Source organism: Labrenzia sp. R5_0 (assembly GCF_017743835.1).
Classification (GTDB): Bacteria; Pseudomonadota; Alphaproteobacteria; order Rhizobiales; family Stappiaceae; genus Roseibium; species Roseibium algicola.
Genome location: NZ_JAGHRK010000002.1, coordinates 1,179,237 through 1,203,095 on the forward strand (window position 1 = coordinate 1,179,237; position 23,859 = coordinate 1,203,095).

Annotated in this window: 28 protein-coding genes; 8 read left to right on the plus strand and 20 right to left on the minus strand. The window is 59.7% G+C overall.

Features of this window, described 5'->3' with window-relative positions:
• Positions 1-278: 278 nt before the first annotated feature.
• The 4 genes from J7447_RS14260 to J7447_RS14275 all read right to left on the minus strand — a co-directional run bounded on the left by J7447_RS14260 (position 279) and on the right by J7447_RS14275 (position 2,688).
• Positions 279-1,412 (minus strand): AI-2E family transporter, encoded by a 1,134-nt coding sequence (locus J7447_RS14260; RefSeq protein ID WP_075282323.1) that lies wholly within the window; start codon positions 1,410-1,412, stop codon positions 279-281.
• 42 nt (positions 1,413-1,454) lie between these two features.
• Positions 1,455-1,883: a hypothetical protein gene (locus tag J7447_RS14265; RefSeq protein ID WP_023003219.1), complete on the minus strand. Its 429-nt coding sequence runs from the start codon at positions 1,881-1,883 to the stop codon at positions 1,455-1,457.
• Complete coding sequence (locus J7447_RS14270) at positions 1,883-2,227, minus strand: DUF883 family protein (RefSeq protein ID WP_023003218.1); 345 nt, start codon at positions 2,225-2,227, stop codon at positions 1,883-1,885. Before J7447_RS14270 ends, J7447_RS14265 begins: the two co-directional genes overlap by 1 nt.
• A 200-nt stretch (positions 2,228-2,427) precedes the next feature.
• The gene (locus tag J7447_RS14275; RefSeq protein WP_023003217.1) at positions 2,428-2,688 is read right to left on the minus strand and encodes a Rho termination factor N-terminal domain-containing protein; all 261 of its coding nucleotides are present in this window, start codon (positions 2,686-2,688) and stop codon (positions 2,428-2,430) included.
• A gap of 357 nt (positions 2,689-3,045) precedes the next feature.
• On the opposite strand from J7447_RS14275, the gene J7447_RS14280 reads away from it, so the two are divergent.
• Entirely contained in the window at positions 3,046-3,561 is a 516-nt protein-coding gene (locus tag J7447_RS14280) for a DNA starvation/stationary phase protection protein (protein WP_055656126.1), read from the plus strand.
• Positions 3,562-3,673: 112 nt separating this feature from the next.
• On the plus strand, positions 3,674-3,907 hold the full coding sequence (locus tag J7447_RS14285; RefSeq protein ID WP_062487420.1) for a hypothetical protein: 234 nt from the start codon (positions 3,674-3,676) through the stop codon (positions 3,905-3,907).
• A gap of 68 nt (positions 3,908-3,975) precedes the next feature.
• Here J7447_RS14285 and J7447_RS14290 read toward each other — a convergent pair whose 3' ends face one another.
• Entirely contained in the window at positions 3,976-5,778 is a 1,803-nt protein-coding gene (locus J7447_RS14290) for a PAS domain-containing protein (protein ID WP_209170006.1), read from the minus strand.
• Positions 5,779-5,957: 179 nt separating this feature from the next.
• Between J7447_RS14290 and J7447_RS14295 the strand changes: the two genes are divergently transcribed.
• Positions 5,958-6,155, plus strand: a complete 198-nt coding sequence (locus J7447_RS14295) for a CsbD family protein (RefSeq protein WP_023003212.1) — start codon at positions 5,958-5,960, stop codon at positions 6,153-6,155.
• 155 nt (positions 6,156-6,310) lie between these two features.
• Here the strand turns inward: J7447_RS14295 and J7447_RS14300 are convergent, their stop codons facing one another.
• Positions 6,311-7,111: a response regulator gene (locus J7447_RS14300; protein ID WP_035908044.1), complete on the minus strand. Its 801-nt coding sequence runs from the start codon at positions 7,109-7,111 to the stop codon at positions 6,311-6,313.
• 185 nt (positions 7,112-7,296) lie between these two features.
• Here J7447_RS14300 and J7447_RS14305 point away from each other — a divergent pair, with 185 nt between their 5' ends.
• The 3 genes from J7447_RS14305 to J7447_RS14315 all read left to right on the plus strand — a co-directional run bounded on the left by J7447_RS14305 (position 7,297) and on the right by J7447_RS14315 (position 9,525).
• Entirely contained in the window at positions 7,297-7,503 is a 207-nt protein-coding gene (locus J7447_RS14305; protein WP_023003210.1) for a NepR family anti-sigma factor, read from the plus strand.
• Positions 7,500-8,054 (plus strand): sigma-70 family RNA polymerase sigma factor, encoded by a 555-nt coding sequence (locus J7447_RS14310; protein ID WP_023003209.1) that lies wholly within the window; start codon positions 7,500-7,502, stop codon positions 8,052-8,054. The genes J7447_RS14305 and J7447_RS14310 overlap by 4 nt, the downstream gene beginning before the upstream one ends.
• Before the next feature lie 160 nt (positions 8,055-8,214).
• Positions 8,215-9,525, plus strand: coding sequence for a DUF2254 domain-containing protein (locus J7447_RS14315; RefSeq protein ID WP_209170008.1), 1,311 nt, complete (start codon positions 8,215-8,217; stop codon positions 9,523-9,525).
• 141 nt (positions 9,526-9,666) lie between these two features.
• Here the strand turns inward: J7447_RS14315 and J7447_RS14320 are convergent, their stop codons facing one another.
• Positions 9,667-9,837, minus strand: a complete 171-nt coding sequence (locus tag J7447_RS14320; RefSeq protein ID WP_023003207.1) for a DUF1328 domain-containing protein — start codon at positions 9,835-9,837, stop codon at positions 9,667-9,669.
• Between the two features lie 158 nt (positions 9,838-9,995).
• Between J7447_RS14320 and J7447_RS14325 the strand changes: the two genes are divergently transcribed.
• Together J7447_RS14325 and J7447_RS14330 are read left to right on the plus strand one after the other, a co-directional pair.
• Positions 9,996-10,181: a PLD nuclease N-terminal domain-containing protein gene (locus J7447_RS14325; protein WP_023003206.1), complete on the plus strand. Its 186-nt coding sequence runs from the start codon at positions 9,996-9,998 to the stop codon at positions 10,179-10,181.
• A 126-nt stretch (positions 10,182-10,307) separates the two neighbouring features.
• Complete coding sequence (locus J7447_RS14330) at positions 10,308-11,237, plus strand: PRC-barrel domain-containing protein (protein WP_168685037.1); 930 nt, start codon at positions 10,308-10,310, stop codon at positions 11,235-11,237.
• A 265-nt stretch (positions 11,238-11,502) separates the two neighbouring features.
• Here the strand turns inward: J7447_RS14330 and J7447_RS14335 are convergent, their stop codons facing one another.
• From J7447_RS14335 to J7447_RS14395, 13 genes are all read right to left on the minus strand, one after another.
• Positions 11,503-12,090: an exopolysaccharide biosynthesis protein gene (locus tag J7447_RS14335; RefSeq protein ID WP_209170015.1), complete on the minus strand. Its 588-nt coding sequence runs from the start codon at positions 12,088-12,090 to the stop codon at positions 11,503-11,505.
• Between the two features lie 120 nt (positions 12,091-12,210).
• Positions 12,211-12,696, minus strand: coding sequence for a DUF992 domain-containing protein (locus tag J7447_RS14340; RefSeq protein WP_031270375.1), 486 nt, complete (start codon positions 12,694-12,696; stop codon positions 12,211-12,213).
• 108 nt (positions 12,697-12,804) lie between these two features.
• Positions 12,805-14,088 (minus strand): TRAP transporter large permease, encoded by a 1,284-nt coding sequence (locus J7447_RS14345; protein WP_209170017.1) that lies wholly within the window; start codon positions 14,086-14,088, stop codon positions 12,805-12,807.
• On the minus strand, positions 14,088-14,636 hold the full coding sequence (locus tag J7447_RS14350) for a TRAP transporter small permease subunit (RefSeq protein WP_209170019.1): 549 nt from the start codon (positions 14,634-14,636) through the stop codon (positions 14,088-14,090). The genes J7447_RS14345 and J7447_RS14350 overlap by 1 nt, the downstream gene beginning before the upstream one ends.
• A 17-nt stretch (positions 14,637-14,653) precedes the next feature.
• Positions 14,654-15,691 carry a TRAP transporter substrate-binding protein gene (locus J7447_RS14355; RefSeq protein ID WP_023003200.1) on the minus strand — a complete coding sequence of 346 codons (1,038 nt, stop codon included), beginning with the start codon at positions 15,689-15,691 and terminating at the stop codon, positions 14,654-14,656.
• Between the two features lie 25 nt (positions 15,692-15,716).
• Positions 15,717-16,538 carry a putative hydro-lyase gene (locus J7447_RS14360; protein ID WP_209170020.1) on the minus strand — a complete coding sequence of 274 codons (822 nt, stop codon included), beginning with the start codon at positions 16,536-16,538 and terminating at the stop codon, positions 15,717-15,719.
• A 73-nt stretch (positions 16,539-16,611) separates the two neighbouring features.
• Positions 16,612-17,520 carry a LysR family transcriptional regulator gene (locus tag J7447_RS14365; RefSeq protein WP_209170021.1) on the minus strand — a complete coding sequence of 303 codons (909 nt, stop codon included), beginning with the start codon at positions 17,518-17,520 and terminating at the stop codon, positions 16,612-16,614.
• Positions 17,521-17,706: 186 nt separating this feature from the next.
• Positions 17,707-19,281: an acyl-CoA dehydrogenase family protein gene (locus J7447_RS14370; protein ID WP_209170022.1), complete on the minus strand. Its 1,575-nt coding sequence runs from the start codon at positions 19,279-19,281 to the stop codon at positions 17,707-17,709.
• Positions 19,282-19,414: 133 nt separating this feature from the next.
• Entirely contained in the window at positions 19,415-19,870 is a 456-nt protein-coding gene (locus J7447_RS14375; RefSeq protein WP_209170023.1) for a DUF3237 domain-containing protein, read from the minus strand.
• On the minus strand, positions 19,867-20,739 hold the full coding sequence (locus J7447_RS14380) for an amidohydrolase family protein (RefSeq protein WP_023003195.1): 873 nt from the start codon (positions 20,737-20,739) through the stop codon (positions 19,867-19,869). The genes J7447_RS14375 and J7447_RS14380 overlap by 4 nt, the downstream gene beginning before the upstream one ends.
• Before the next feature lie 16 nt (positions 20,740-20,755).
• A complete protein-coding gene (locus J7447_RS14385; protein ID WP_209170024.1) occupies positions 20,756-22,570 on the minus strand; it encodes a feruloyl-CoA synthase in 1,815 nt (604 codons plus the stop codon).
• A gap of 25 nt (positions 22,571-22,595) precedes the next feature.
• Complete coding sequence (locus J7447_RS14390) at positions 22,596-23,066, minus strand: MarR family transcriptional regulator (RefSeq protein ID WP_209009312.1); 471 nt, start codon at positions 23,064-23,066, stop codon at positions 22,596-22,598.
• 19 nt (positions 23,067-23,085) lie between these two features.
• On the minus strand, positions 23,086-23,853 hold the full coding sequence (locus tag J7447_RS14395; protein ID WP_168685057.1) for a crotonase/enoyl-CoA hydratase family protein: 768 nt from the start codon (positions 23,851-23,853) through the stop codon (positions 23,086-23,088).
• Positions 23,854-23,859: the final 6 nt, after the last annotated feature.

Genomic DNA, 23,859 nt, shown 5'->3' on the forward strand with positions numbered 1-23,859 from the left:
GCGGCTTTTATTTTGCCTTGATCCGTGGCGAACGACACACGACCCCGCTGGAAGGGCCCCACCCGGCAAGCGTTTTGGCAACTGACAAATTGTCCGTATCACCTGTTGGAACCTGGAACCGGTGCCCCCTCACCCACGGCGTCGGACAATTGCAGCCTGGGTGCCACCTTCCATCCGCTCCGGAAAGAAGAAACCCGCGACAACGTTGAACCCGCGGGCATTGGAACGCCGGCACGGGTGGCCTTTGTCATGTCCGCGGGTTCGCAGGATTGCAATTGTCAGTGAGATGCGCCGGCCTCGGGCTCAGGTTCGGAACGCCCGGGCTCTTCGGACTGAGCTGTGTTGTTGATGATCTCCAGCACACTGACCACAACCAGCAGCAACGGCACGGCTATGAATCCGCCGATCGGTCCCCACAGCCAGATCCAGAAGGCAATTGCCAGGAAAACCGCAAAGGGGTTCAGCGTCATCGTCCGGCCGAGAACGGTTGGTGTGACGAACTGCGCTTCGATCAGGTTGAGAACCAGATAGGCCAGCGGCGGCGTCAGGATCTCCACCGCCGTGTATCCCGTCGCAAGTCCGATGCCGCTCATCACCAGGACCATGATCGCCGGCCCCAGATAGACGACGTAGTTCAAGACGCCGGCAAGCATTCCCCACAACAGCGGCGAGGGAACATCGAGCAGCCACATGGTCAGCGCCACGGCCACGCCGAGCCCCGCATTGATGACGCTGATGGAGATGAGATAGGTGGAAAGACGCGCTTCGATCGTCCGAAACGCGGTCACGATGCAGCGCCTGCCTTCACTGTCGGGAGACAACTGGAGCGCTGCCCTGCGCAGATGCGGGCGTGTCAGCAGAAAGAAATAGAGACTTGCCAGGAACAGGACCACCTGGGCCATGAAGGCCGGTGCGAAATAGAAAACGCTTTCTACCGCGGAATTGTCGTCGACACTCACTTGCATGCCGCCCTTCTGGCCCATGGCACTGCGAAGGTCTTCCTGCAGGCTCGCGACAGACGAAAAGAACCCCTGCCAACTGACCAGTTGCGCCTGCAGCCGTGACCAGATGAGCGGAAGCCTGTCGAGCCAGTCCGACAGCGGCACGACGAAAGCCGCCCCGGCGGTCAGGATCAGCGCAATAAAGACGAGCACCATCCCCCCTGCGGAGAGCCAGCTCGGCACGCCCAGGCGAGACAATCTTTCCATGGGAAGTCCGAAGATCGTGCCGACAACCACCGACAGGAAAACCGGTGCGAAAAACACCTGGGCAAGATCAAGGGAAGCAATCACCACGATGCCACACAGGATGGCCGCCGAGTAGCGGACAACCGGGTCCGATCTGACAGCCTCGCCCACTGTTACGGGGGGAACGAGTCCTGTTACTGCGGGTCGGTCTGGCTGCGCTGTCATTACTGTTTGCTCCGGTGGCCGGCAAGAAGGCGCGGCAATGGGTTAGCCGCGCTCTTCGTCACCTCGTGCCTGCGCTGCCAGAAAGGCCAGACCGCCCAAAGCGGCGGTGATCATCAGGCCTTTTGATTTTGTGAGCTGTGGCAGAACGGAAATGGCAGCAGCCAGGCCCAGGCGCTGCGCGGCCTGACTATGCGCCTTGCGTCTTCGGTCCTTGTGCTTCAGGAAGCTGAGCACCGCCACGAAGACCAGTCCCGTTACGGCCATGAAGACGGCAATCAGCAAAGCCGCCATCGCAGGGCCGAACACCGGCGCCAGAAAGGCGCCGGCTGCCACCACGCCGGCCACATAGGCTGTCGCGAAACAGACTGCCGCAATGCCGCCCAACACGGCATTGCGCTTGGCACGGTGAACCATGCCATTGAAGTCTCGCGAAACAGCCCCGAAGGCCAGCGGTAGGGCGCGCAGGAGCATCAGCGGCGCACCAGCGCTGCAATCAGGAAGCCGACACCGGCAGCAATGCCGATCGACTGCAGCGGACGACGGCGCACTTCAGCAACGAAGGCGCGTTCGTAATTCTGCAGCTCAGCAGACAGATCGCTCAGGGCGTCCTGGGACAATTTGGTCAGATCCTGCCCTGCTTCGGCGGCCTTGGTCTTGTACTCATCCGTCTTGCCGGCGCCGTACTTCTTCAAGGAGCCGGCGAGAGAGGCAATATCGCCGCGAATGCGTTCGATGTTTTCCTCGATCTCACGAGCGCTAACGGTGTCATTGGCAGGATTGGCGGTCGATGCCGTGGCAGTCTTCGCAGTTGCCATCTTGTCGCTCCTGTTTTCAATCGCGTGAAGCCCTGATGACGGGCGACACGCATCGCGTGAATGGGATCAAGCCCGGAATTCGGACACTTGGACACCGCGCTGAACCAAATTGCGCGGTCTGGCTTGTAAACGGCCTTGCGCTCATTTGGTTCCAGACAACACAGCATGAATTGTTGCAGCGGCGTCTTCACGGCTGCCCGTCAGCCGCGCAAGGCCTCGATCAGATCGGATTTGTTCATTGAAGACCTGCCGCTGATGTCGAGCTCCTGCGCCCGTTCATAAAGCGCATCCCTGGTCCAGGTTTCATAAGGTGCGGCCTTGCCACCCTTGCGCGACGGCGCTTGGTGGTCGTTTGCCTGCGCATTGGCAATTCTCGCCGACTTTTCCTTGCTGTAGCCCTTGTCGCGCAGGGCGTCGTAGGTGTCTTCCTTCTTGATGCTGGAGCTGTTTTTGGAAGCCATGGCCGTGTCCTTTCATTTGTTGTTCCGCTGTTTTCAAAACAACCTCAAATGAAAAACGCCGTCTCGTGCGGGATCGTTCCAATATCTCTTCGATGAAAGGACTGGATAGAGATCCTTTTATCGAAGTGATAAAAATGAACTATGCCACCCGGAAGCTCAGACTTATAAAAAATACAAATGCTATTCTTGAAATAATTTCAGATCACATTTTCCATACTGTCAAAAATCGAAATATTTTCAAAAACATGGAACTGAGGACGAGCTGAAGACTTTTCCTATCGAACGTCCGGGCCACGCTCTTGTCAGCAGCACACCCGGACACATCGATCGCCAATCGAAAGCACGAAAGGAAGAACTATGTCGACGTCTCAGGTTCTGAACATCGAAACCCCGAAGGTCGACCCGATCAAGACGGGTGTTTCTGCCGAGGTGCGCGAACAACTGGCGAAGCATCTCTCGGTCATTCTGGCCGAAACCTACATGCTCACGGTGAAATCGCACCTTTATCACTGGAACGTCGTTGGACCGCTGTTCAAGTCGATCCATGACCTCACCGAAGAGCACTATGAAAATCTCTTTGCCGCGACAGACGACCTTGCCGAGCGCATTCGTGCCCTTGGACACCGGGCGCCGGTCAATGTCGACGAAGGCAAATTGAACCTGACCGTCAGCCTGCCGGCCGGCGGCATGCCCAATGCCTTCGAAATGATCGAGGATCTGGTTCGCAGTCATGAAATGATCGCTGCCGAAATGCGCGACATGGCAGCCTACGCCGGCGACAATAGCGACCCGGTGACGGAGGATCTTCTGACCCAGCGCATCACATTCCACGACAAGGCAGCCTGGATGCTGAGGGCCGTCATTACCGAATGACCGTTCCTCACCGGCATCCCGGATAACTTGCAAGACGACAAAGGTCCGTCTGCCGCGAGACGGCAGGCGGCCTTTGGCGTATGCACCAACTCAGTTTCAACCGTGTGATACCATGATCAGCGTATCAAAACGATTTGCCGGGTTCCGGACGCCTGCAAGCGTCCTGGAAGACCGGCACCTGTCGAATGAGCAAAAGCGGACAGCCTTGCTGGCCTGGCGGGCCAGCCTGCGCAAGGCACCTCGGGCAATTTCTCGGGACGGCCGGTCTCCAGCCGAACTGATCGAAGAAATCGACGAGGCCCTGAAGGCGCTTCGCCGCGAAAAGACTTCGCTCGGCAAAGGGTGATAAAGCTTCGTCGTCGCAGGACATAACGCACCTCTGTCGGCCCTGCCTGCAGTTAACGGCACGGGCGCCTAAGAAGTTGTCTTCCTGACCGGAAACTCGATGACGCAACTCACGCCTTCGGGAGCGAAGTCGATGTTGACATCGCCGTCGAGCGCCGGCCCCACCAAACGCTCAAGCAACATCCGCCCGAAGCCGTTGCGCCTTGGCGGCACCACTTCCGGACCGCCACGTTCCTTCCAGACCAGCCTGATCTTTCCATCTACGGTCGTCCACGACACCGACAGTTTCCCCCCGAGCACTGACAAGGCGCCATATTTGGCAGCATTGGTCGTCAGCTCATGCAGGGCAAGGCCAAGGTTCTGCGCCGCATCCGCCGTAATCGAATGCGGATCGCCCTCGATCTCGATCTGCGGGCTTCCCGGGTCGATCGATTGCGCCAGATGCGCCAGCACGAGTTCTTTCAGGTCAGCGCCGTACCAGGACTGCGACACCAGAAGATCATGACTGGCCGCCATCGCCTGGAGTCGTGCGGCAAAACTTTCGACAAATTCCTCGGTGTTGTCCGAACGCGCTGCTGTCTGGCGTGCCATCGCCTGAATGACCGCAAGCAGGTTCTTGGAGCGATGCGTCAGTTCCCGCATGACGAGATGCATCTGGCGTTCGTTTTCCCGCTTGTGGGTCAGGTCGATGGAGATGCCGATCAGGCCGGCAATCCGGCCTTCCTTGTCGCGCGAAGGCTCCATGCGCATGTTGTAGCTGCGATTGACCCCGTTCATGTCCATGTCGAATTCGATGACGGCGCTTTCACCTGTCTCGAGGACCTTCTTCTTCACCGGAATGAGTTTCAGCTGATCTTCTTCCGGAAACAGCTCATCATCGCTTTTGCCGATGAAGAAATCCGGTTTGAAACCGGGCGACGGATTGACGACATGAATATATTTCAGGTCCAGATCCTGTTCGAACACAGTTGTAAGCGAGCCGTCGAGCGCCTTTTCGAAACGCCGGTTTGCCTCCGCAAGCTGACTTGCCAGCGAGGCAAGACGGATCTCATAGAGATTCTTCTCGGTCATATCGATGGCCGTGCACAGCACACCATCAATTTCGCCACTGCTGTCGCGTGTCGGATGCACGATCAGGTCCAGTGAAACTGTTCCCGTTTCTTCGCTGTCGAGCGCGAAATAGGTGGAAGCGGTCTCGCCGGTTTCCATTACCTGGCGCTTGACCGGCTCCAGATCCGCCGCGGTCTCTTCCGGCAGCAGATCCTGATCGGTACACCCGATGACGTCATCGGCTTCCTTGCCGAACCGCGGATTGTGGATCCACGTGTAGCGCAGATCCTTGTCCTGTGTGAAAACGGAGATGTTGGATCCGGTCAACGCGGTCTCGAACCGCTCGTTGATCCGCCTTATCTCCCGCCGCGATCTGCCGACCTTGTCGGAAAGCTGGAGATTTTCAGCCTTCAGCATATCGTTGGCCCGCTCCAGATCCTTGAGCGAGGGAATGGCCAGCAGCATCGGCCGCACCCGCCAGACAACCACGGCTGTTGCCACCGAGACAAGGGCTGTTACCAGCTTGATCAGACCCTGTGCGCCGTAGATCGGCCACCAGAGCGTTACCAGGGCTGTCAGATGGGTCAGCGCACACGCCAGAATGAAGGCGATGAACAGGTAACCGATCTTGCGGGAATTGCCTTGAATGTCCGGACGCTTGCGCAGAAACCCGAAGATCATCAGGGGAATGGCAATATAGGCCAGCGCAATCAGGGCATCGGAGATCGCATGAATGGCCACGAGATCCGGACGCCAGAGCAGGCAGTATCCATGCGGCATGAAGGCGGCCGCACCAAACAGATAGGACACGATTTCAGACATTTCGAATTTGCTCCGTCATCCGGGCATATAAACTTTCGCGGCCGTTCCGCATCGGAAAAGCCGCCCCCGCGCCGGTGCGCCAGCAAACATTCGAAGCTGGCAGCAACCGCAATTCATTCGGAACCTTTGACCTCAGGAACCGTTTTCCAGATGTCAGAAAGACAAGGAGAAAACGACCGATGAATTGGGACCGGATTGAAGGAAACTGGAAAGAATTCAAAGGCAAGGCCATCACCCAATGGGGCAGGCTGACCGACGATGATGTGGATCGTGTTGCCGGCAAACGGACCGAACTCGCAGGTCTGATCCAGCAGAAATACGGCAAGACCCGTGAAGAAGCCGAGCGGGAAATCGATACCTGGATCTCGCGGCACTGATGGAAGAAGGCGGGCAGTGCCCGCCTCTTCCTCCCGCTACGGGATCTGTCGTTATCGCGCACTGAAGGGCAGACACCAGAAACGGCATCTTGCTTCGCTCTCGAAGAACGAAAGCAGCGGAACACGCCCCCCGTGCTCATCGCGCAGCGCTGCCCTCAGGCAGCTGCCACCTCTTCCGCCCCTTTGAAGAACAGCGCCTGGCTGATCCCCGCCTTCACCGTATTCGGATTGAACGGCTTGGTAATAAGGAACGTCGGCTCCGGCCGTTCGCCTGTCAGAAGACGCTCGGGGAACGACGTGATGAAGATGACCGGAACGGACATTTCGGCAAGGATATCCTTGACCGCATCGATGCCGGACGATCCGTCGGCAAGCTGGATATCGGCAAGCACAAGACCCGGGGCCTGCGCCTTGGCCGCTGCGATGGCATCGCTCGCTGTCCGGGCAACGCTGGTAACGCCATGGCCGAGCGACTCCACGATCTGGATGAGATCCATGGAAATGAGCGGCTCGTCCTCGATGATCAGCACATCCGTCTTGGTCTGCCTGTCAATTTCCGCGATCGCATCCTGGACGAGCTGGGTCACTTCATTTTCGCTACGCTCGATGATGAGGGCGGTTTCGGGAAGCGAAAACCCTTCCAGTGTGGACAGCAACAGGGTCTGCCGGCTTTCGGCCGCCATGGTCGCCAGCCGCTGCTGAGCGGTCTGCTCGAAGATGGAAACCGTCCCGTCATTCGCGATGGGCGGAACGACGCTCGCGTTCCAAAGGACATGGAAAAGCCGGTACAGACCGATTTTCACGCCATGAGATGTATCGATAATGGTCTGATCTGCCACCAGCGCCTGCAGGCAGGCCCTGACATAGGCATCGCCACTTTTCTGACTTCCCGCCAGTGCTCTTGCATATCTACGCAGATACGGCAGGAGCGGCGCGATTTCTTCCGAAAGGCTCACGGACATAAATTAGTTCCTCAATAGTTGCCGCCTGAAAGCGGTCGACGGGCCCGCGTCAAGCGCACCCATAAGTTGGAAATGCATTCGGCAAAAAAAAGTTCCATACTCGAGGAACTTTTTTTTTGCCGCCGCGTTTACGTCGCAAATCAGCCTATCGTCGAAGACGCAAATATCGGGAATCTGCCATGGCAAGCAAGCTTAACCCAAGTCGGCCCAACGCCGGATTTGGTGTAATAACACCGGCCGCCGGAGCCAAGTCCAAAGAAGACTGGATCGGCAACCAGCTCAAGAAGGTTTACGACGAGGCCCTATCGGAAGACATACCGGATGACATGATGGACCTGCTGTCCGCCTTGGACGACAGAGGCTCTGACGAGGAGGCCGCCGAATGAACGTCGCAAAGTTCAAGCAGGATCTGGTCGACGCCATACCGCGATTGCGCGCCTTTGCCAGATCGATCAGTGGTGACCGCGACCGTGCGGACGATCTGGTCCAGGAAACACTGGCAAAGGCGATCGCCAACAAAGACAAGTTCACCGAAGGTACCAACCTCACCGCCTGGCTGATTACCATTCTCCGTAACCAGTATTATTCCGTTGGCCGGAAGATGCAGCGCGAGGTCGCCGACCCTGACGGTGAACACGCCGCCAGCCTGGAAAGCAAACCGCAACAGGCAGGCCATCTGGAACTGAAGGATTTCCTGAGCGCCCTCCAGGTTCTTCCGGACGACCAGCGTGAAGCCCTTATCCTGATCGGTGCCAGCGGCTTTTCCTATGAAGAAGCAGCCGACATCCTCGGCGTGAAGGTCGGCACGGTCAAAAGCCGCGTCTCCCGTGCACGCCTTCGTCTGGATGACCTCATGAACGGGACCGAGAAATTTGAACGGTCCGAAATCGCCGCCGCCGAATCCGCCTCCCTGATCAGGGACGCTCTGTCCGTCTGATCATTCTCATCTACACCGGAACCTTTCCGCTTCTGCGTCCGTTACAGGCCGGCGCACTGCATCCGGTGTGATCAGGCAAGCCGGTTGGCGCACGACAGCTAACAATGACCGGCAGGGTTCCATCGTCGATGGAACCCTGCCGGTTTGAGGGGGAACGGGAATGGATCTGGCCTATCGGGAAAACGCCCGCGAACAAGCCCTCGTCCGTCTGGCCAAGGGCTTTCTGTTCATCCCCGTCTGCATCACACTTCTGGGGGCTGTCCTCGCATTCGCAGCCTTCCTGATCGATGACCTTCAACTCCTGACCGGTGTCTTCGACTTTTTCGGCTACAGCTCCATCAGCATCGATGGTGCCCGCTCGGTCCTGTCGACCATTGCCGGCGCGATGATGTCGGTCATCAGCCTTGTCTATTCCCTGACGCTGGTCGTATTCACACTCGCTGCGGGCAATATTTCGGCCCGCCTGCTGGAAACCTTCGCCAGCAACAGAACCACCCAGATTACCATCGGCCTTCTGGGCGCGACCTTCCTTTATTCCATGCTTGTCCTTTTCGGTGTCGACGACACCAAGGATCTCCGGTTTTCCGTCATCCTCTCGATAATCCTAGCCTCCAGCAGCTTTTTCTGGCTTGTCTATTTCGTCAACGACGTTGCCGGCCGTATCCGGGTCGACGCCGAAATCGGCCGCATTCATGCAGCGTTGCGATCCTCGATCGACGAGCTTCTGGCGCACGAACCGCGTGAAAAGCCGAATGACCGCGAGGAGATACCCGACCTGCCGGTCTGCACCTTCAAAGCCGCGCGCAGCGGCTACATCACCTTCATCGACAGCGAACGGCTGATAAACATCGCGAAGTCTCTCGACGGTTTCATCGAAGTGTCCGTCATTCCCGGAACCTACGTCATCGAAGGCATGCCGATCGCAAAGGTGCGCACGGAGGCCGAAGCCCCTGATCTGAAGCCCTTGAACGGTACCTTCAAGATCGAAAAGGCCCGGGCTCCCGAAGGGGATATCCAGTTTTCGGTGCACCTGATGGTGGAGATCGCGCTGCGAGCGCTCTCCCCCGGCGTCAACGACAGCTACACCGCGATAAGCGCGATCGATCACCTGTCGGCCTCCGCCGCGCGGATCCTGCAGCGCGGCGCTCCCAGCTCGCTCATTACGGATGACGACGAGACCCCTCGCCTGTGGTTGACGATCCTGGAAGTGCACGATCTCCTGGACACGGCGATCAGTCCGCTCAGGCAGGCTTCAAGAGGCAACATCCTGGTGCTCGACCACCTCATTTGCGCTTTGGAAAAGGCGTCCCTGGTCTGCCGCAAGGAGCACCTGCACCTTGTCTCGAGGCAGCTGTTCAATATAGCCCAGGATGCCGTTTTCTCGATCGAGAGCAGACCGGACAGACACCAAATCGCCCGCCGGCTCTGGACTGCCCGCAATACGCTGCGCATTCAGGCCGAAGCCCGCTAGCCACCGGATACCGGCAAGGCGACTGAATCACCTAATTCATTGAACGAGGAAAGCGTTGCCTTGTCAGGCGTTTGACGTCGCCTGAATGCCTGTTGGGGAAGGCACAAAAAAGGGCGCCGAAGCGCCCGTTTTGTTCTCGTGTCAGACCCTGCGGCCTCTGATGGCATGTGCGACTGCCGAAATCAGGAACAGCGCAATGGCGACAAAGAAGATCAGTTTGGCAATGGAAACCGCAGTACCGGCAATACCGCCAAAACCAAGTACGGCTGCAACAATAGCAACCACCAAGAACAACAATGCCCAGGAAAGCATAGCAACCTCCGATATTTGAGATACGGAGATGAAACGCCTCGTTTTCGAAATCGTTCCAAATATTTTTGAAAATTATCTCGGAAACTTCAAGACCACCGCAGGGAACCTTCTTCGCGCCCGGCCGTTTCCGTCACAGTCACCAGCATCGGAGATCTGTCATGGAATATGGAATTGTCGGCCTGTTGATCCTCATCCTGGACGTCTACGCGATCATTCAGGTCCTCGGAAGCGGCTCCTCCACCGGGGCAAAGTTGCTTTGGGTTCTCGGGATCCTGATTTTCCCGGTCGTCGGCTTCATTGTCTGGCTGCTGGCCGGTCCGAAAAGCGCAGGCAAACTCGCCTGATTTTTCGCGTCACGGCTCAACGCCCCCCAGGCGCAGCCGTGACGCCTTCTCCCGGAACTTCCCGAAAGTTCAACCATTTACCTACTGCACTTTCAACTTTTCAGAACACGAAAGGGAGATGCTGAAATGCTTCGCCATCTACTCGCCACCACCGCAATCGTAGCTGCCATTTCAACGGCGGCTGTTGCCGGTGAGACCGCTGCGATGAAAGACGGCGGTCAGGCCGGTGCAAGTGATGACACCGGCGTATACGAATTCGAACTCCACACCCTTGCACCGGATACGACCACCGGCATTCTCGCCACCAACATGGTCGGCAAGCCTGTGGTGACCAGCAGAAATGCTGAAGGGGAAGAAATCGGCGACATCAACGACGTGGTCTTCGGCCGCGACGGCTCCGTGCATGCGGTGATTGTCGGTGTCGGCGGTTTCCTCGGCATCGGCGAAAAGGAAGTCGCCCTCGATTTCGCCCGCCTCAACTTCGTGGCTGGTGAGGACAAGCGGCTCATCGTCGTCAGTGACGTCTCGCGCCAGGAACTGGAAGCGGCAACCGCCTATGAGCGCCCGGATTACATCCCCTACTGGATGACGACGGAAGGTGCGCGCGAGCAAATGGACAAGGTCACCGAAAACGCCAGGTCCACCTATGAGACCGTGCGCAAGGAGGCCATCGACCCGGCCAGGCAGCAGCTGGATGAAGCCATGTCCACCGGCTGGACTGAAGAAAAGACCGAGGTCGATGCAGCCAGCGTATCCACGGACGAGCTGATCGATTCAACGGTCTACACCAACCAGGACACAAACATCGGTGAAGTCGCCGAGGTCCTGATCGGCAAGGACGGCAAGGCCCAGGCAGTTGTCATCGATGTCGGCGGTTTCCTTGGCTTCAACGCAAAGCCGGTTGCCGTTGCCTTCAACAGTCTGAAGATGTTCGAAACGGAGAACGGCGACCTTCTGGTCACCGCCCCTTTCACCAAGGAACAGCTTGAAAATGCGCAGACCTATGAGCCTGCCACCTATAAGGCCAATCCGGATGCGGTTCTGCTGAAAGGCTGAACGGCTGTCTGAAAAACACCAAGGAAACGGGTCGCTTCGGCGGCCCGTTTTTTTTGGGTGACCAGAGGTCGTGGCTCTACCAGCGATGAGGAGCTGGCTTCAAGGCAGAAGGACAAAGGAAAACTGGCTCACATCGGGGCTTCTTTCGTGCCGTGGACGGACGGATCACACACCTGTCCTGATCCGCGCTCCCCCCGGTTGTCCGTCACGAGGAGGCCTCCCGGTTTCGGGGCGAACTCATGGACAAGGTCGTCACGAGAAGCCCTCAGGCAAGCCAGTAAACGACGGTGGCGACCGCTGCCAAGGCCACCATCAACCCCACCAGCGTCACGATACCATCGCGCACCAGCAACCCGAGGCTCAGGAGAAGTATTGCCGAGCCGGGCAAGGCGACAGCAAAGGGCAGCAGGGTGGCGGGATAGACAAGAAGAGACAGAAAGATGCAAAACGCCGCGACGATCCGGCTCGCGGTTTCGCCGGCAAACATGGCCAGGCGTTGCCCGAGGTAACGGTCGGCGCGTTCGGCATAAGGGGTGAGCTTGTCGATGATCGACTTCACCTTCTGCTTGGGGAAACCGCGATTGCGCACGAAAGACGGTAACCAGATCGAGGTTCTGCCAAGCACAAGCTGTCCCGCCACCAGAAGCGTCAATGTTGTGAGAACAATCGGCACACCTGGTATGGCCCCGATGGGAGATATCATCACAAGGGCCGGCAGAAACAGAAGAGGTCCCGCCGCACGGCTGCCAGAAGCATTCAACAGCGAGCCGACATCGGCGCGGCCTTCCTTTTCAATTTCGTCTTCCCAGTTTGTAAGAACTTCCTTGATTGTCTCCGACTGACCTGTCGCCATCCAGGTATCCCTCCAGTTCGAATTATCGTCGGACGTCCGCACACTTTTCAGCCAAATCCGCGTCCGGAAATGCAAAAAGGGCCGGCAAAGCCGACCCTTCTTGACGTTATGTCACTTTATTCACTTGATCGCTTCCAGTGACATCCGACTGACACCAACCGTGATGTTCGTGCCCGTCTGGCTTTCCACACTGAGCGGGTTCAGCGCAATCGACTTGTCGAAGCCGCCAATAAGGGCATTGGCCTTGATACCCGCCCCAAGGCTGGCACCTGCGGTCACGCCGGCGTATTCACCTTCAAGAGCGCCCACCTCCAGGTCGGCGGTCGGTGCAACGACGCCCCATATCAGCGTGGCCGAGTCGGTGGTCCCGATATCAAGCCCGTACTCGCTTACGGTCGCCGTGTAGTAGCTGGCAGGGCCGTCACCGACCCGGTCGAAGGTGCAGTTCATGACGGCCTTGGAACCGACGATGAAATTGGTTTCCTGCTCGACAACGCATGTCAGTTTGCCAACTTCAACGCCAGCAGGCTTGTCCTGGGCCATCACAGGGGTCGCAAGAAGCGTGGCTCCCGTCAGGGTCAGGGCGAGTTTGGTAAACCGTGTCATCAATGTCTCCTTCGTGTATGTGGCCTCCGGATTGCTCCGGTCCGCCTTCATCACGGTGGAAACGTCTGCCCGGTCTGTCAGTTCCAAAATAATTCTGCTCTTGTCCCCTCAGCGCATGGCCATCGGCAGATAAAGCGCAATCTGCGGCAGGGCGATCAGCGCCGCGACCATGGCCAGCATCGCCAACACGTAGGGAATGGCTCCCAGCATCACCTCGGCAATGGATCCGCCGCGCCGCGCACTCTGGACGACGAAGAGATTGAGCCCCACCGGCGGTGTGATCAGCGCCATCTCGATCAGCACGATCATCAGGATGCCGAACCAGACCGGATCATAGCCCAGGCTGATAACGATCGGCACAACGATGGGAATGGTGATGACCATCAGCGACAGGGTCTCGATGAAGAAACCGAGCACGATATACATCGCGACGATCACCAGCAGCGTCTGCAGGGGACCGAAGCCGAGCCCCTCCAGAAAGCCGCGCAATTCCTGCGACAGGCCGGCGGCCGAAAGCGTGAAGTTGAGAAACGACGCCCCGATAACCACCAGCATGATCATCGCCGTGACCCGCACTGTGCCGATCAGCGCTTCGCCGATCATGCGTGTGTTGAGCCCACCGAAAAGCGCGGCAATCGCCAGCGCACCGGCAACCCCGACAGAGGCTGCTTCGGTTGGTGTCGCCCAGCCCTTGTAGATCGAGCCGATGATGGCGCTGAACAGGAGGATGATCGGCAGCAGATCCGCCAGCCCGAGCGCCATTTCCCGCAAGGGGAACGTCCGCCGTGCCCCGCCGAGCTTTGGATTGACCAGGCAAACAAGCGCAGTCACTGCCAGAAAGGCCGTCGCCAGCAGGATGCCGGGCAGAAGCCCTGCCAGAAAAAGCTGCGGGATCGAGGTCTGTGTCAGAAAACCGTAGACGATCAGGTTGATCGACGGCGGGATCATGATGCCGAGCGTACCCCCGGCGGCGATCGCACCGGAAAAGAGCTTCTGGTCATAGCCCAGCCGATCAGCCTGCGGCATGGCCACCGTCGCCACCGTGGCAGCGGTCGCTACCGAAGATCCGGATGTGGCCGAGAACATGGTGGCGGTTGCCACATTGGCATGCACCAGCCCGCCTGGCAGCCAGGAGACCCAGCGGTCGAGCGCCGAGTAGGTGCGTGCGGCAATGCCGGTGCGCACCAGGATCTCGCCCAGCAGCACAAAGAACGGAATGGCGATCAGCGCCGCATTTTCCGACGTCGACCAGACCATCGACCCGAGGCCGCGTGTCAACGGAAAGGCACTGAAGAACTGGTCGATGCCGAACCCCAGCAGGAACAGCACGATGCCGACGGGAATGGAAAGGCTGAGGAGCCCAAGAAGGCCTACGGAAACGAAGGAAAGCATCAGGCCGTCTCCCCTTCCGGAAAGGCACCGATCGCCTGCTCGGATTTTGCAAATTCACCGCGCAGGACCAGCAGCACACCGGCGACAAAGGTCAGCCATGCGGTGATCGCGAACCACACCCACCCGGCAAACCAGGGCAATTGCACCAGCGCGAGCGGAGTTTCCAGGGGTGTGTTCGCCCTTGAGGAATTGCGCAGTGTCGTCTCCACCACCGGCCAGCACTTCAGCGCGACGATCGAGACGGTCGAGGACAGGGCAAAGATCGACAGAAGATCCAGCACCGCCCGCCATTTTGGCAATCCAACCGAGCGGCGCAGGAAATCGATCCGGATATGCGAAAGTTCGCTCAATCCGAAAGCCATGCCCCAGGCCGTTCCGATGGCCATCACGTAGCCGGAGATTTCGTCGGTGCCGCCGAAGGAGGCACCGACACGGCGGAGACAGATATCAATCAGAACAAGACCTGCACAGGTGAGGAACAGAACGCCGACCGAAATCGCTATCGCCCGGTTGATCCTCGACAGGATTGACAGGAGTTTCTCCGCCACCTCGATGTCTCCCGGGCTTAGTTGGTCTTGATCTGCACACCGACGACGGTGCCGACGCTGTCGTTCCAGCGCGCAGCCCAGTCACCGCCGGCCCGCTCCGCCCATTCCGGCAGAACATCCGTTTCCAGGATCTGGCGTGCCCGCTCGATGTCACCGTCGCTGGCTTCGACAAGAACCATGTCCCGCACGTCGCCCGAGGCGCATTCCCCCTTGCCGGTCAGGCAGGCGATGTCATTGCTCAGCGCACCTTCCGCCGATGCCCAGGCAGGGGCTTCGAACTTTTCGGCAATTTCCTTTTCGATCAAAGCCCGGGTCTCGCCGGACAGAGCGTTCCACTTGTCGAGATTGATCGCTGTCACCACCGGGTCCCAGCCGCCAAGCGGGATCGGCAGAAGATGCGTGCTGACTTCCCACCACCCGGCGCTATAGCCGGAGCCTGCCCCGGTCACCGCACAATCGACGACGCCTTTCTGCAGCGCGCCCGGCACCTCGGAAAAGGCAACCGTAATGCCTTCTGCTCCGAGCGCTTCCAGGAACTTGGCCGTCATGCGGCCGGATGCGCGGATCTTCTTGCCCTTCAGGTCGTCCAGCGAACCGACTTCAGCGTTGCAGAACACCACCTGCGGCGGATAGGGCGCAATCGCAAGCACCTTGGAATTGAAGCGTTTTTCGAAGATCTCCTCGACCATCGGCCGGGCGGCATCGACCGCGGCATGGGCCTTGTCGGCAGACATGGCCACCAGCGGCACATCGAGGCCTTCCAGTTCCGGTGCATCGGCAACTGCATAATCGCCCACCGTCATGCCGACGTCGAAAACACCCTGGCCAAGCAGGCGGAACACTTCGCCAACGCCGAGGTTCATCTGGTTGTGGGTGGTGACGGTTGTGTTGATGGTGCCACCGGATGCTTCAGGCAAGGCGGTCTGCCAGAACGGCGCCTCATAATCCTGGTGCAGAGGCAGGCTGGACCAGCTGCCGACCACAGACAGATCTTCCGCGGCGGCGGCCGAGGACATGGCGACACCGGCCATGAGGAAAGTCAGAATCTTTTTCATGTGTCCACTCCGTGAAGGTTCGAGCTTACAGCGTCTTTTTTGTTATGATTGGAATTTCAGCGTCATCCGGGATGTCCGTGATCAGCATGTGTCCCGGTTTATGGGTAATCAGCAACGGCAGGGCAGCGTTCTGGATGATGGCTTGCGGCGTCACTCCGCAAGCCCAGAAGACGGGCGTGAAGCCGGCCTCCACCGGCACCGCATCGCCCCAGTCCGGATTGTCGAGAGCGGAAATGCCGATGGCCGCTGGATCGCCGATATGGACCGGTGATCCGTGCGCCAGCGGAAAGCGGGCCGAAATGGCAACCGCGTCCCGCACCCGCTCATCCGGGATCATCCGCATGGAAACCACCATTGCACCGCGGAACGGCCCGGCCGGTGTCGTTTCCATGTTCGAGCGGTACATCGGCACGGTGACATTGTTTGAAATGTGCCAGAGGTCGATCCCCGCCTCGATCAGCGCATGTTCGAAAGTGAAGGAACAGCCGAGCGCAAAGGCCACGAGATCGTCTGACCACAAGGCGCTTATGTCCGTCACCGAGCCTTCCAGCCGGCCATCGCGATAGATGTTGTAGGCGGGGACGTCGGTACGAATATCCAGGCAGTGTCCCAGGGTGAACAGGAGGGGGTTTCCCGTGTCCGAAGCACCGATCAGCGGACAGGGTTTGGGATTGCGCTGGCAGAAGCGCATGAAATCCAGCGCAAAGGCTTCCGGAATGATCGCCAGATTTGCCTGAAGCAGGTTCTTGCCCAGCCCCGCCGTGTGCGAGCGATAGCTGCCGGACCTTATCTGCGCCCGAAGCGTCTCGATGTTTTCCTGTCGAAGGGTTTCATAAGATTGCAGCACCGGGGCTCTCCTCCATTGGAGAAAGGCTCCCGCATTGCGGTTATAAACTCAAATTGAATGATTTTAGCAGATCTTATAAATGATTTTTATAATCAGAGTAGGCGACCGCAACCTCAAGCGCCTTCTTCGCAGCAGCCGCGACGATGTGGCTGCGCGGGTCACCGAGATAGCTCGCCGAAAACCTCAGGGCATCCGGTACCCACCCCGGATCGAACTCGACGATGCTTCCTCCCTCGACATAGGGCCGTGCCAGCGCCCTCGGCAGTGCCGCGACCCCGAGCCCTGCTTCCACCAGCCTGAAACAGGCAGACAGAGACGACGACGGGAACATCTGCACGTCCGGCGCAACCCGTTCGAACAACAGTGTTTTCAGCTCGCGGTAAGGCCGCGTGTGCCGGGCGTAGGTGATTACGGGTTTTTCCCGCAAAAGCGCCTCGGCTTGCGCGCCCTTGGCCGGACTGTCCGCCGCCACATACCAGCCGAGGTCGAAACCGGGCAGCTCGATGTTGTCGACCGAATATTCCGAAATCGGCCCCAGCAACAGGGCCAGATCGATTTCCCGGTCGAGCAAACCGGCGCGCAGGTTCACGGAAATATCGACGTTGATTTCCACGATTAGATTGGGAAAGTCGGCCCGCAGCGCGGCAACCAGATCCGGCAGCCAGCACTGCGCAATGGTTTCCGAGGCTCCAATGCGCAGATGCCGGTCAATCCCCTCACGGGAGACTACCGTCTCCTCGACCTTGTCCGACAGACGCTCGAACTGCTCGGCGAATGTCTGAAGCAGCTCGCCGCGCTTGGTCAGCTTCAGCCTGCCGGGAGAGCGTTCAAACAGCTCGGTCCCCAGGGCCTCTTCCAGCCGTTTGATCCGCGTCGTCACCGCCGGCTGCGTCAGGTTCAAACTTCCCGCGGCCTTGTTGACGCCGCCATGGCGGACAACGGCCAGAAAGGCCCTCAGCTGATCGAGATTGAGCGGATGCATGAAACGTCCCGGCGTGATCGGTTTGGGCTACTTTGCGCGAAGCTGCGGACATTGAAAAGGTTTCGGGAACAGACCGGCGCGCAAAAGCAGAACGAGAGAGAACCTCATCCCCGGCCTTTTTGGCGAGATGTTACTGCCCAAGGGGCTCTTGCCCCTTGAAGAAAAGAATTTCACTGCTGTGCAGGCTCAGGCGCTCAGCGCCAGCTCGGGCCCTGCAAGCACTTTCCCTGCAAGCCGCCTGATCCGCTCAGGGTCCGGATGGAGGTCAGCCTTTTCTGCCATGCGTGCCCACAGGACCTTCAACAGCGTCTTGCTCGTCAGTTTCATGAAGTCATGGGCAAGGGCTGTCGGGTCCTCGCTCTGCAACACCCGATCCCTAACCCGGCACCAGTTGGCGACAACCTCGCCCAGTTGCGGGCAAGTTTTATCGTTCCGCAGACATTCGGCCCGCAGGAATTCCTCGAATGCCTCGCTTTCCTTGCCCGGCAGCAGACGCGTGACCAGTGCTCTTTCATGAATGGCGTTGGCACCTTCATAAATCGCGGTGATCCGCACATCCCGGTAGCACTGTTCCAGGACGTATTCCTTCAGATAGCCGTACCCGCCGAGCACCTGCATGCCAAGCTCCGTTGCCTGCATGCCGGCTTGCGTGCAGTAAGCCTTGGCGATCGGTGTCAGGAATTCCGCCAGAGCCCGGTTCTCGCCTGCTTCGACCGTGACCAGCGCAAGGTGCGCGATTGCTCGTCCGCCAAGGGCAAGGGCATCGATCTCGTCCAGCATGCGACGTACGTCGGCATGACCATCCAGCGTCACCGGCTTGCCCGCAGCATCCCGGCCCTGCTTGCGTTCCGCCGCATAGGTGCTGGCGATATCCGCAGCGCGGGCGGCATGGGCAACACCCTGCAAGGCTACATCCACGCGGGCATGGTTCATCATCGTGAACATCGCCTTCAGGCCTTCGCCTTCCCGGCCAACCAGTTCGGCGACGGCGCCGTCGAAAGCAAGCTGGCAGGTGGGCGAAGCATGCAGACCCATCTTTTCCTCAATACGGGTCACGGTCACCGCGTTGCGGCTGCCGTCCACGCGGGTGCACGGGCACAGAAACAGCGACAGGCCCTTCACGCCATCGTCTGACGTGCGCGCCAGCACCAGGTGATGGATCTTCTCGCTCATGTCCTGATCGCCGCCGGAGATGAAGATCTTCTCGCCGCTGATTGAACAGCCATCACCAGCCTGCACAGCCCGGCAACGGATGCGGGAAAGATCGGACCCCGCGTCCGGTTCGGTCAGGCACATGGTGGCAAGGGCCTCGCCGGAGGCAAATTGCGGGATCACGCGCGCCTGCTGATCTTCCGTGCCAAAGGCCAGCAGGGTGCGGGCGGCACCCGCAGCAAGGCTCGTCACCATCTGCAGACTGTGGTTGGCACCGGTGAAGATTTCCGAGGTGATCGCAAGTACGCCGGCATCGAGCCCCTGCCCGCCAAGTGCTTCCGGGATCGTCAATCCCGGCCAGCCCTGCTCCGCATAAGCGGCATAGGCTTCGCGGAACCCGTCCGGCATGCGCACCCGCCCCTCCACCAGCCGGCAACCCTGGCTGTCGCCCGGTTCGTTCAACGGGGCCAACTGCTCTTCTGCAAAGGCAGCAAAATGACCGCCGATCTCGGCGGCAAGATCCGCATCGAAGTCCGGCAGATCGGCTGCCCCGGCAACATGGGTCAGGCAGAACAGGATATCGTCAAGCGGTGTGGTGAAGGGTTTCATCAGTTCCAGGCTTTCAACAGATACTCAATCGGGTATTCGCTTTGTATTCCCCCTCATCCTGAGGAGATCGGTGATCGAGGACTTCGTTTCGGGACGTTTCGAGACCCCGGACATCACAACTTCGCTCCTGTCCTCACCCCACCCGAAACAAGGACACAAGCACGGCGGAGGCAAGTCGCCGGCCGGTGCCGACGAAAAGAGTATTGTTGACCCAGTCATAACGCGGGTCTCCGGTCTCCAGCCTCGCCGCCGTGCGGAAGTAATAGAGCGTCGGGTCGATATCCTCGCCGCGGGCAAGCGCTTGCAGCACGTCCGGCGGACCATGGCGAACACCCTTGTTGATGATCTCGATCACCGCGCCGTCGTCTGTCTCGAAGGCGTAGCGGGTGTCGATGTCGGCCGACCCGTCTGCCAGGATCGTCTGCCAGTCAGCGCCCATGTCCAGCACCGTTCCGGACACCTGACCTGTCACCCGGCCACCGACAATCGGGATGATCCGCCGCGCACCCGCCCTGCCCTGGCCCAGTTCCCGGACAGGGCCAAGTTCGACCTCAAGGTCGCAGAAATGGGTGAGCTCCGGAGTGATCATGCCAGCCCCAGTAGCCTAGCCGCATTGCCCTTGATGATGTCCGGCCGAAGCTCGTCCTTGATGGCGATCTTCTCGAAATCCGCCAGCCAGCGCTCCGGCGTGATCATCGGCCAGTCGGAGCCGAACAGCACCTTCTTCTTCAGGATCGAATTGCAGTATTTCACCAGGATTTCCGGGAAATACTTCGGCGACCAGCCGGAGAGGTCGATATAGACATTGGGCTTGTGCTGGGCGACCGCCAGGGCTTCCTCCTGCCAGGGGAAGGAAGGATGCGCGAGGATGATCTTCATGTCGGGAAAATCGACCGCGACATCGTCCATATACATCGGGTTGGAGTATTTCAGCCGCATGCCGTTGCCACCGCGCATGCCGCTGCCGACGCCTGTCTGGCCGGTATGGAACAGCGCAATGGAGCCTTCTTCCGCGATCGCTTCATAGAGCTCGTAGGCCATGCGGTCGTTGGGGTAAAAACCCTGCATCGTCGGGTGGAACTTGAAACCCTTGATGCCGAAATCCCTCATCAGGCGCCGCGCCTCGCGCGCACCCATCTTGCCCTTGTGCGGATCGATGGAGGCGAAGGGGATCAAAACATCGTCGTTTTCGGCGGCAAGTTCCGCCACTTCCTCATTCTTGTAGCGGCGGTAGCCGGTCTCGCGCTCGGCATCGACCGGAAAGATTACCGCCGCAATGTTCTGTTCGCGGTAATGGGCTGCCGTTTCCGGTACGGTCGGCGGATGGCTCCAGGGCGCGCGGAAGTATTTCGCCATCGTGGCCTGCAGGTCGTCATAGCCATCGTCGGAATGACAGCCGCAGGGCTCTTCGGCGTGAGTGTGGATGTCGATGGCGCGAACCTTGGTGATGTCGACCATTTCAAGCGCTCCTCAATCAGAGTGTGACCACAGCAGGGTCATCGTCGGTGTAAAGCCGTTCCAGCAGGTCCTCGCGGCGCGCCAGAACCTTTCGGATGTTCAGATTGCCCTTGGCGGTCATCTCGCCTTCGGGCATGGAAGCTGGCTGAGACAGCACGATGGCGCGGGACACCAGTGTCGAGCTGCCGCTGATCTCGCGGGCGCGCGCCGAAAGCCGGCGGTGGATTTCGCCCTGCAGCAGCTTGCAGCGGAAAGCACCGTCATCATCGTTGAGGTCAAAGCCTTCCCGGGTCAGCTCCGCGACATTCGGGAAGATCATCACCCCGATCTGGTTCCGATCGGCGCCGGTGATGATCAGGTCTGCGGCAAGCGGTGCGAGACGGGACAGCATGTCCAGCTTCAGCTGCGCCGCCCGCACCCAGGTGCCGGACTGCAGCTTGAAGTCCTCCGATATCCGGCCGTCAAAGCGCATGCCCTTGTTTGCGTCTGCTGGATCAAGAAACAGCATCGCATCCCCGGTGATGAAGAACCCTTCTTCATCGAAGGCTGCGGCGGTCTTTTCAGGATCGTTGAGATAGCCGGGCATCACGTTGGGGCCCTTCACTCGGACTTCGCAGCGCATGTCCGCATCGGGTAAAAGCTTGACGGTGACGCCGCTCACCGGAACACCGACAATGCCGGAGTGGGGTGCAGGTTCCTGCTGCATCAGGGCCGAGGGCGCTGTTTCGGTCAGTCCCCAGGAAGACGTCATCAAGGGCACCTCGCCCTTGACCTCCATCGCCATGCGCTCAAATCCGGACCAGACCTCCTGCGGCAGGGAGGCCCCTGCATAGAAGATCAGGTCCAGATCCTCGAAGAACCGCTGACGCAGATCCGTATCTGCTTCCAGTGCCTTCAGCAGCATGCCGAAGCCAAGCGGCACGTTGAACACCAGCGTACCGGTCTTCAACGACAGGTTCTCCACCGTCCGTTCGAACAGGCCCTTCACCGGCTTGCCGTCGTCAATGTAGAGACTGCCGCCGTTGGCCAGCATCATGTTGAAATTATGCGAGCCGCCGAAGACGTGGTTCCAGGGCAGCCAATCGACGATCACCGGCGGGCGCTTGCGCAGGAACGGCATGGAGTCGGCAAGCTGGGCCTGGTTCACGCACATCATCCGGTGGGTGGTCAGAACGCCCTTCGGGCTGGAGGTCGAGCCGGAGGTCATCAGGATCTTGCCGACCGTATCCGGCGTGACGGCCGCGAAGGCACTGTCGACGTCGACGCTGCCGTCTCCCTTCAGAAGGTCGGCGAAGGCGGTAACGTTCCGGCTTCCCGGGCGGCTGGCGACAATCTCGACCGACGCAAGATCTTCAAGGTTCAACGCTTCGCCGTATTGGTCGGCATCGACCACATAGGCCATTTTCGGCTTGATGAGGTTGATCGCCTCGCGCAGGCGGCCATGGGCACCGTGAATGAGCGAATACTGCTCGGCCACCGGCACCACCGGCACTCCGACATACTGGGCAGCAAGCGCAAGAATGCCGTGATCGACACCGTTGCCGGACATGATCAGGATCGGCGTATTTGCCCCCATGCCTCTTGCCAGGAGCGCGGCACCGATCGCCCGAACCTTTTCCAGGATGCCCGCATAGCTTTCCTCGCGCCAGCCGGCACCGCTGCGTTCGGCCAGAAACACCCTGTCCGGAGCTTCCCCCGCCCATTGGTGCAGCCAGTCTCCCGTCCGCTCGACCACCGGGCTCAGCGGATAGGTGGACCGCAGCAGAATGCTGCCATCCGGGCGGTCTTCCCGCTCGACCGAGTGGCGCAGAAATTCCGTGGTGCGCTTCATGATCGTCTCCTCCCGAAACTTCATGTCAGTCTTCCCGTTGGCGGTTGCTTTCAATCAGTTGCATCACCTTGGTGGCGACACTCAACGCGTCCTTGCTGATACCGTTGAGCAGCATCTTTTCGTGCTCCATGACCGCGGCGATTGCCTTTTCACACAGCCGGCGACCGGCCAGTGTCGCCTTCAAGGCATAGGCCCTGCGGTCACTCGGCAGCCGGTCCCGGATGATCAGGTCACGCCGCTCCAGTTCGTCGACAATCACGACCAGGTTGGGCCGTTCGATATCCATGGCCTCGGCCAGTTGGGATTGTCGCAGGCCCGGGTTGTCGACGATCAGCACAAGGGCGGTATAGGTCAGCATGCGCAGGTCGAACGGCTTCAGGGTGCGGCTCAGGTCCGACTGAATGACGTTGAACGTCCGCTTCATCTGATAGCCGTAAAGCGCGCGCAGGGTCCTGTCGCTGACGTTGACAATTCCGGTCTCGGTCTCCGGTTCCATCGCGGTTTTCCTCATGAGATCACCTGAAGGTCGGGTTGCGCTTTTCCAGGAAGGCGGCAAGGCCTTCCAGCGCGTCCGGGCTGGTCTGTGTAATCGCGGCGCACAGGCTCTCGGTAAAGAGACCGTCCGTCTTGGACATGTCCGCAATGCGCGCCAGCGCCTGGATCATGATGTAGTTGGACAGCGGCGCGTTGGAAGCGATCCGGCTTGCCAGGTCCTGCGCCTTGGCCAGCGCCTCTCCCTCGCCGACGGTGTAATGAGCAAGGCCCAGAGCCAGGCCTTCGTCCGCGTTGTACTTGCGGCCGGTCAGCATCATCTCGGTCATCCGGTCCGCTCCCAGAATGCGGCCCACGCGCACGGAAGCGCCACCACCGACGAAGATGCCCCGGCGGCCTTCCGGCAGCTGGAAGAACGCGGAGGTTTCGGCAACGCGCACATGGGTGGCACTGGCCAGTTCCAGACCGCCGCCGATGACGGCGCCGAACATGGCGGATACCACCGGCAATCCGCCGAACTGGATCCGGTCCATCACCTGGTGCCAGCCACGCGAATGGCGCATGGTTCCTTCCGCGTCGCGGGCCACATGCTCGGACAGATCAAGGCCCGAGCAGAAATGCCCGGCCGTGCCGGTGATGACCACCGCCTTCACCTCGGCGGGCGGAGACAGGAAGAAGCCGTCGATGGCCCCAAGCAGCTCGTCGCACATCGCGTTGCGCTTGTCCGGACGGTTCATGGTCAGGGTCGCGACGCTGTCGGAAATCTCAATTTTCAGGATCGGTTCTGTCATCGGTGT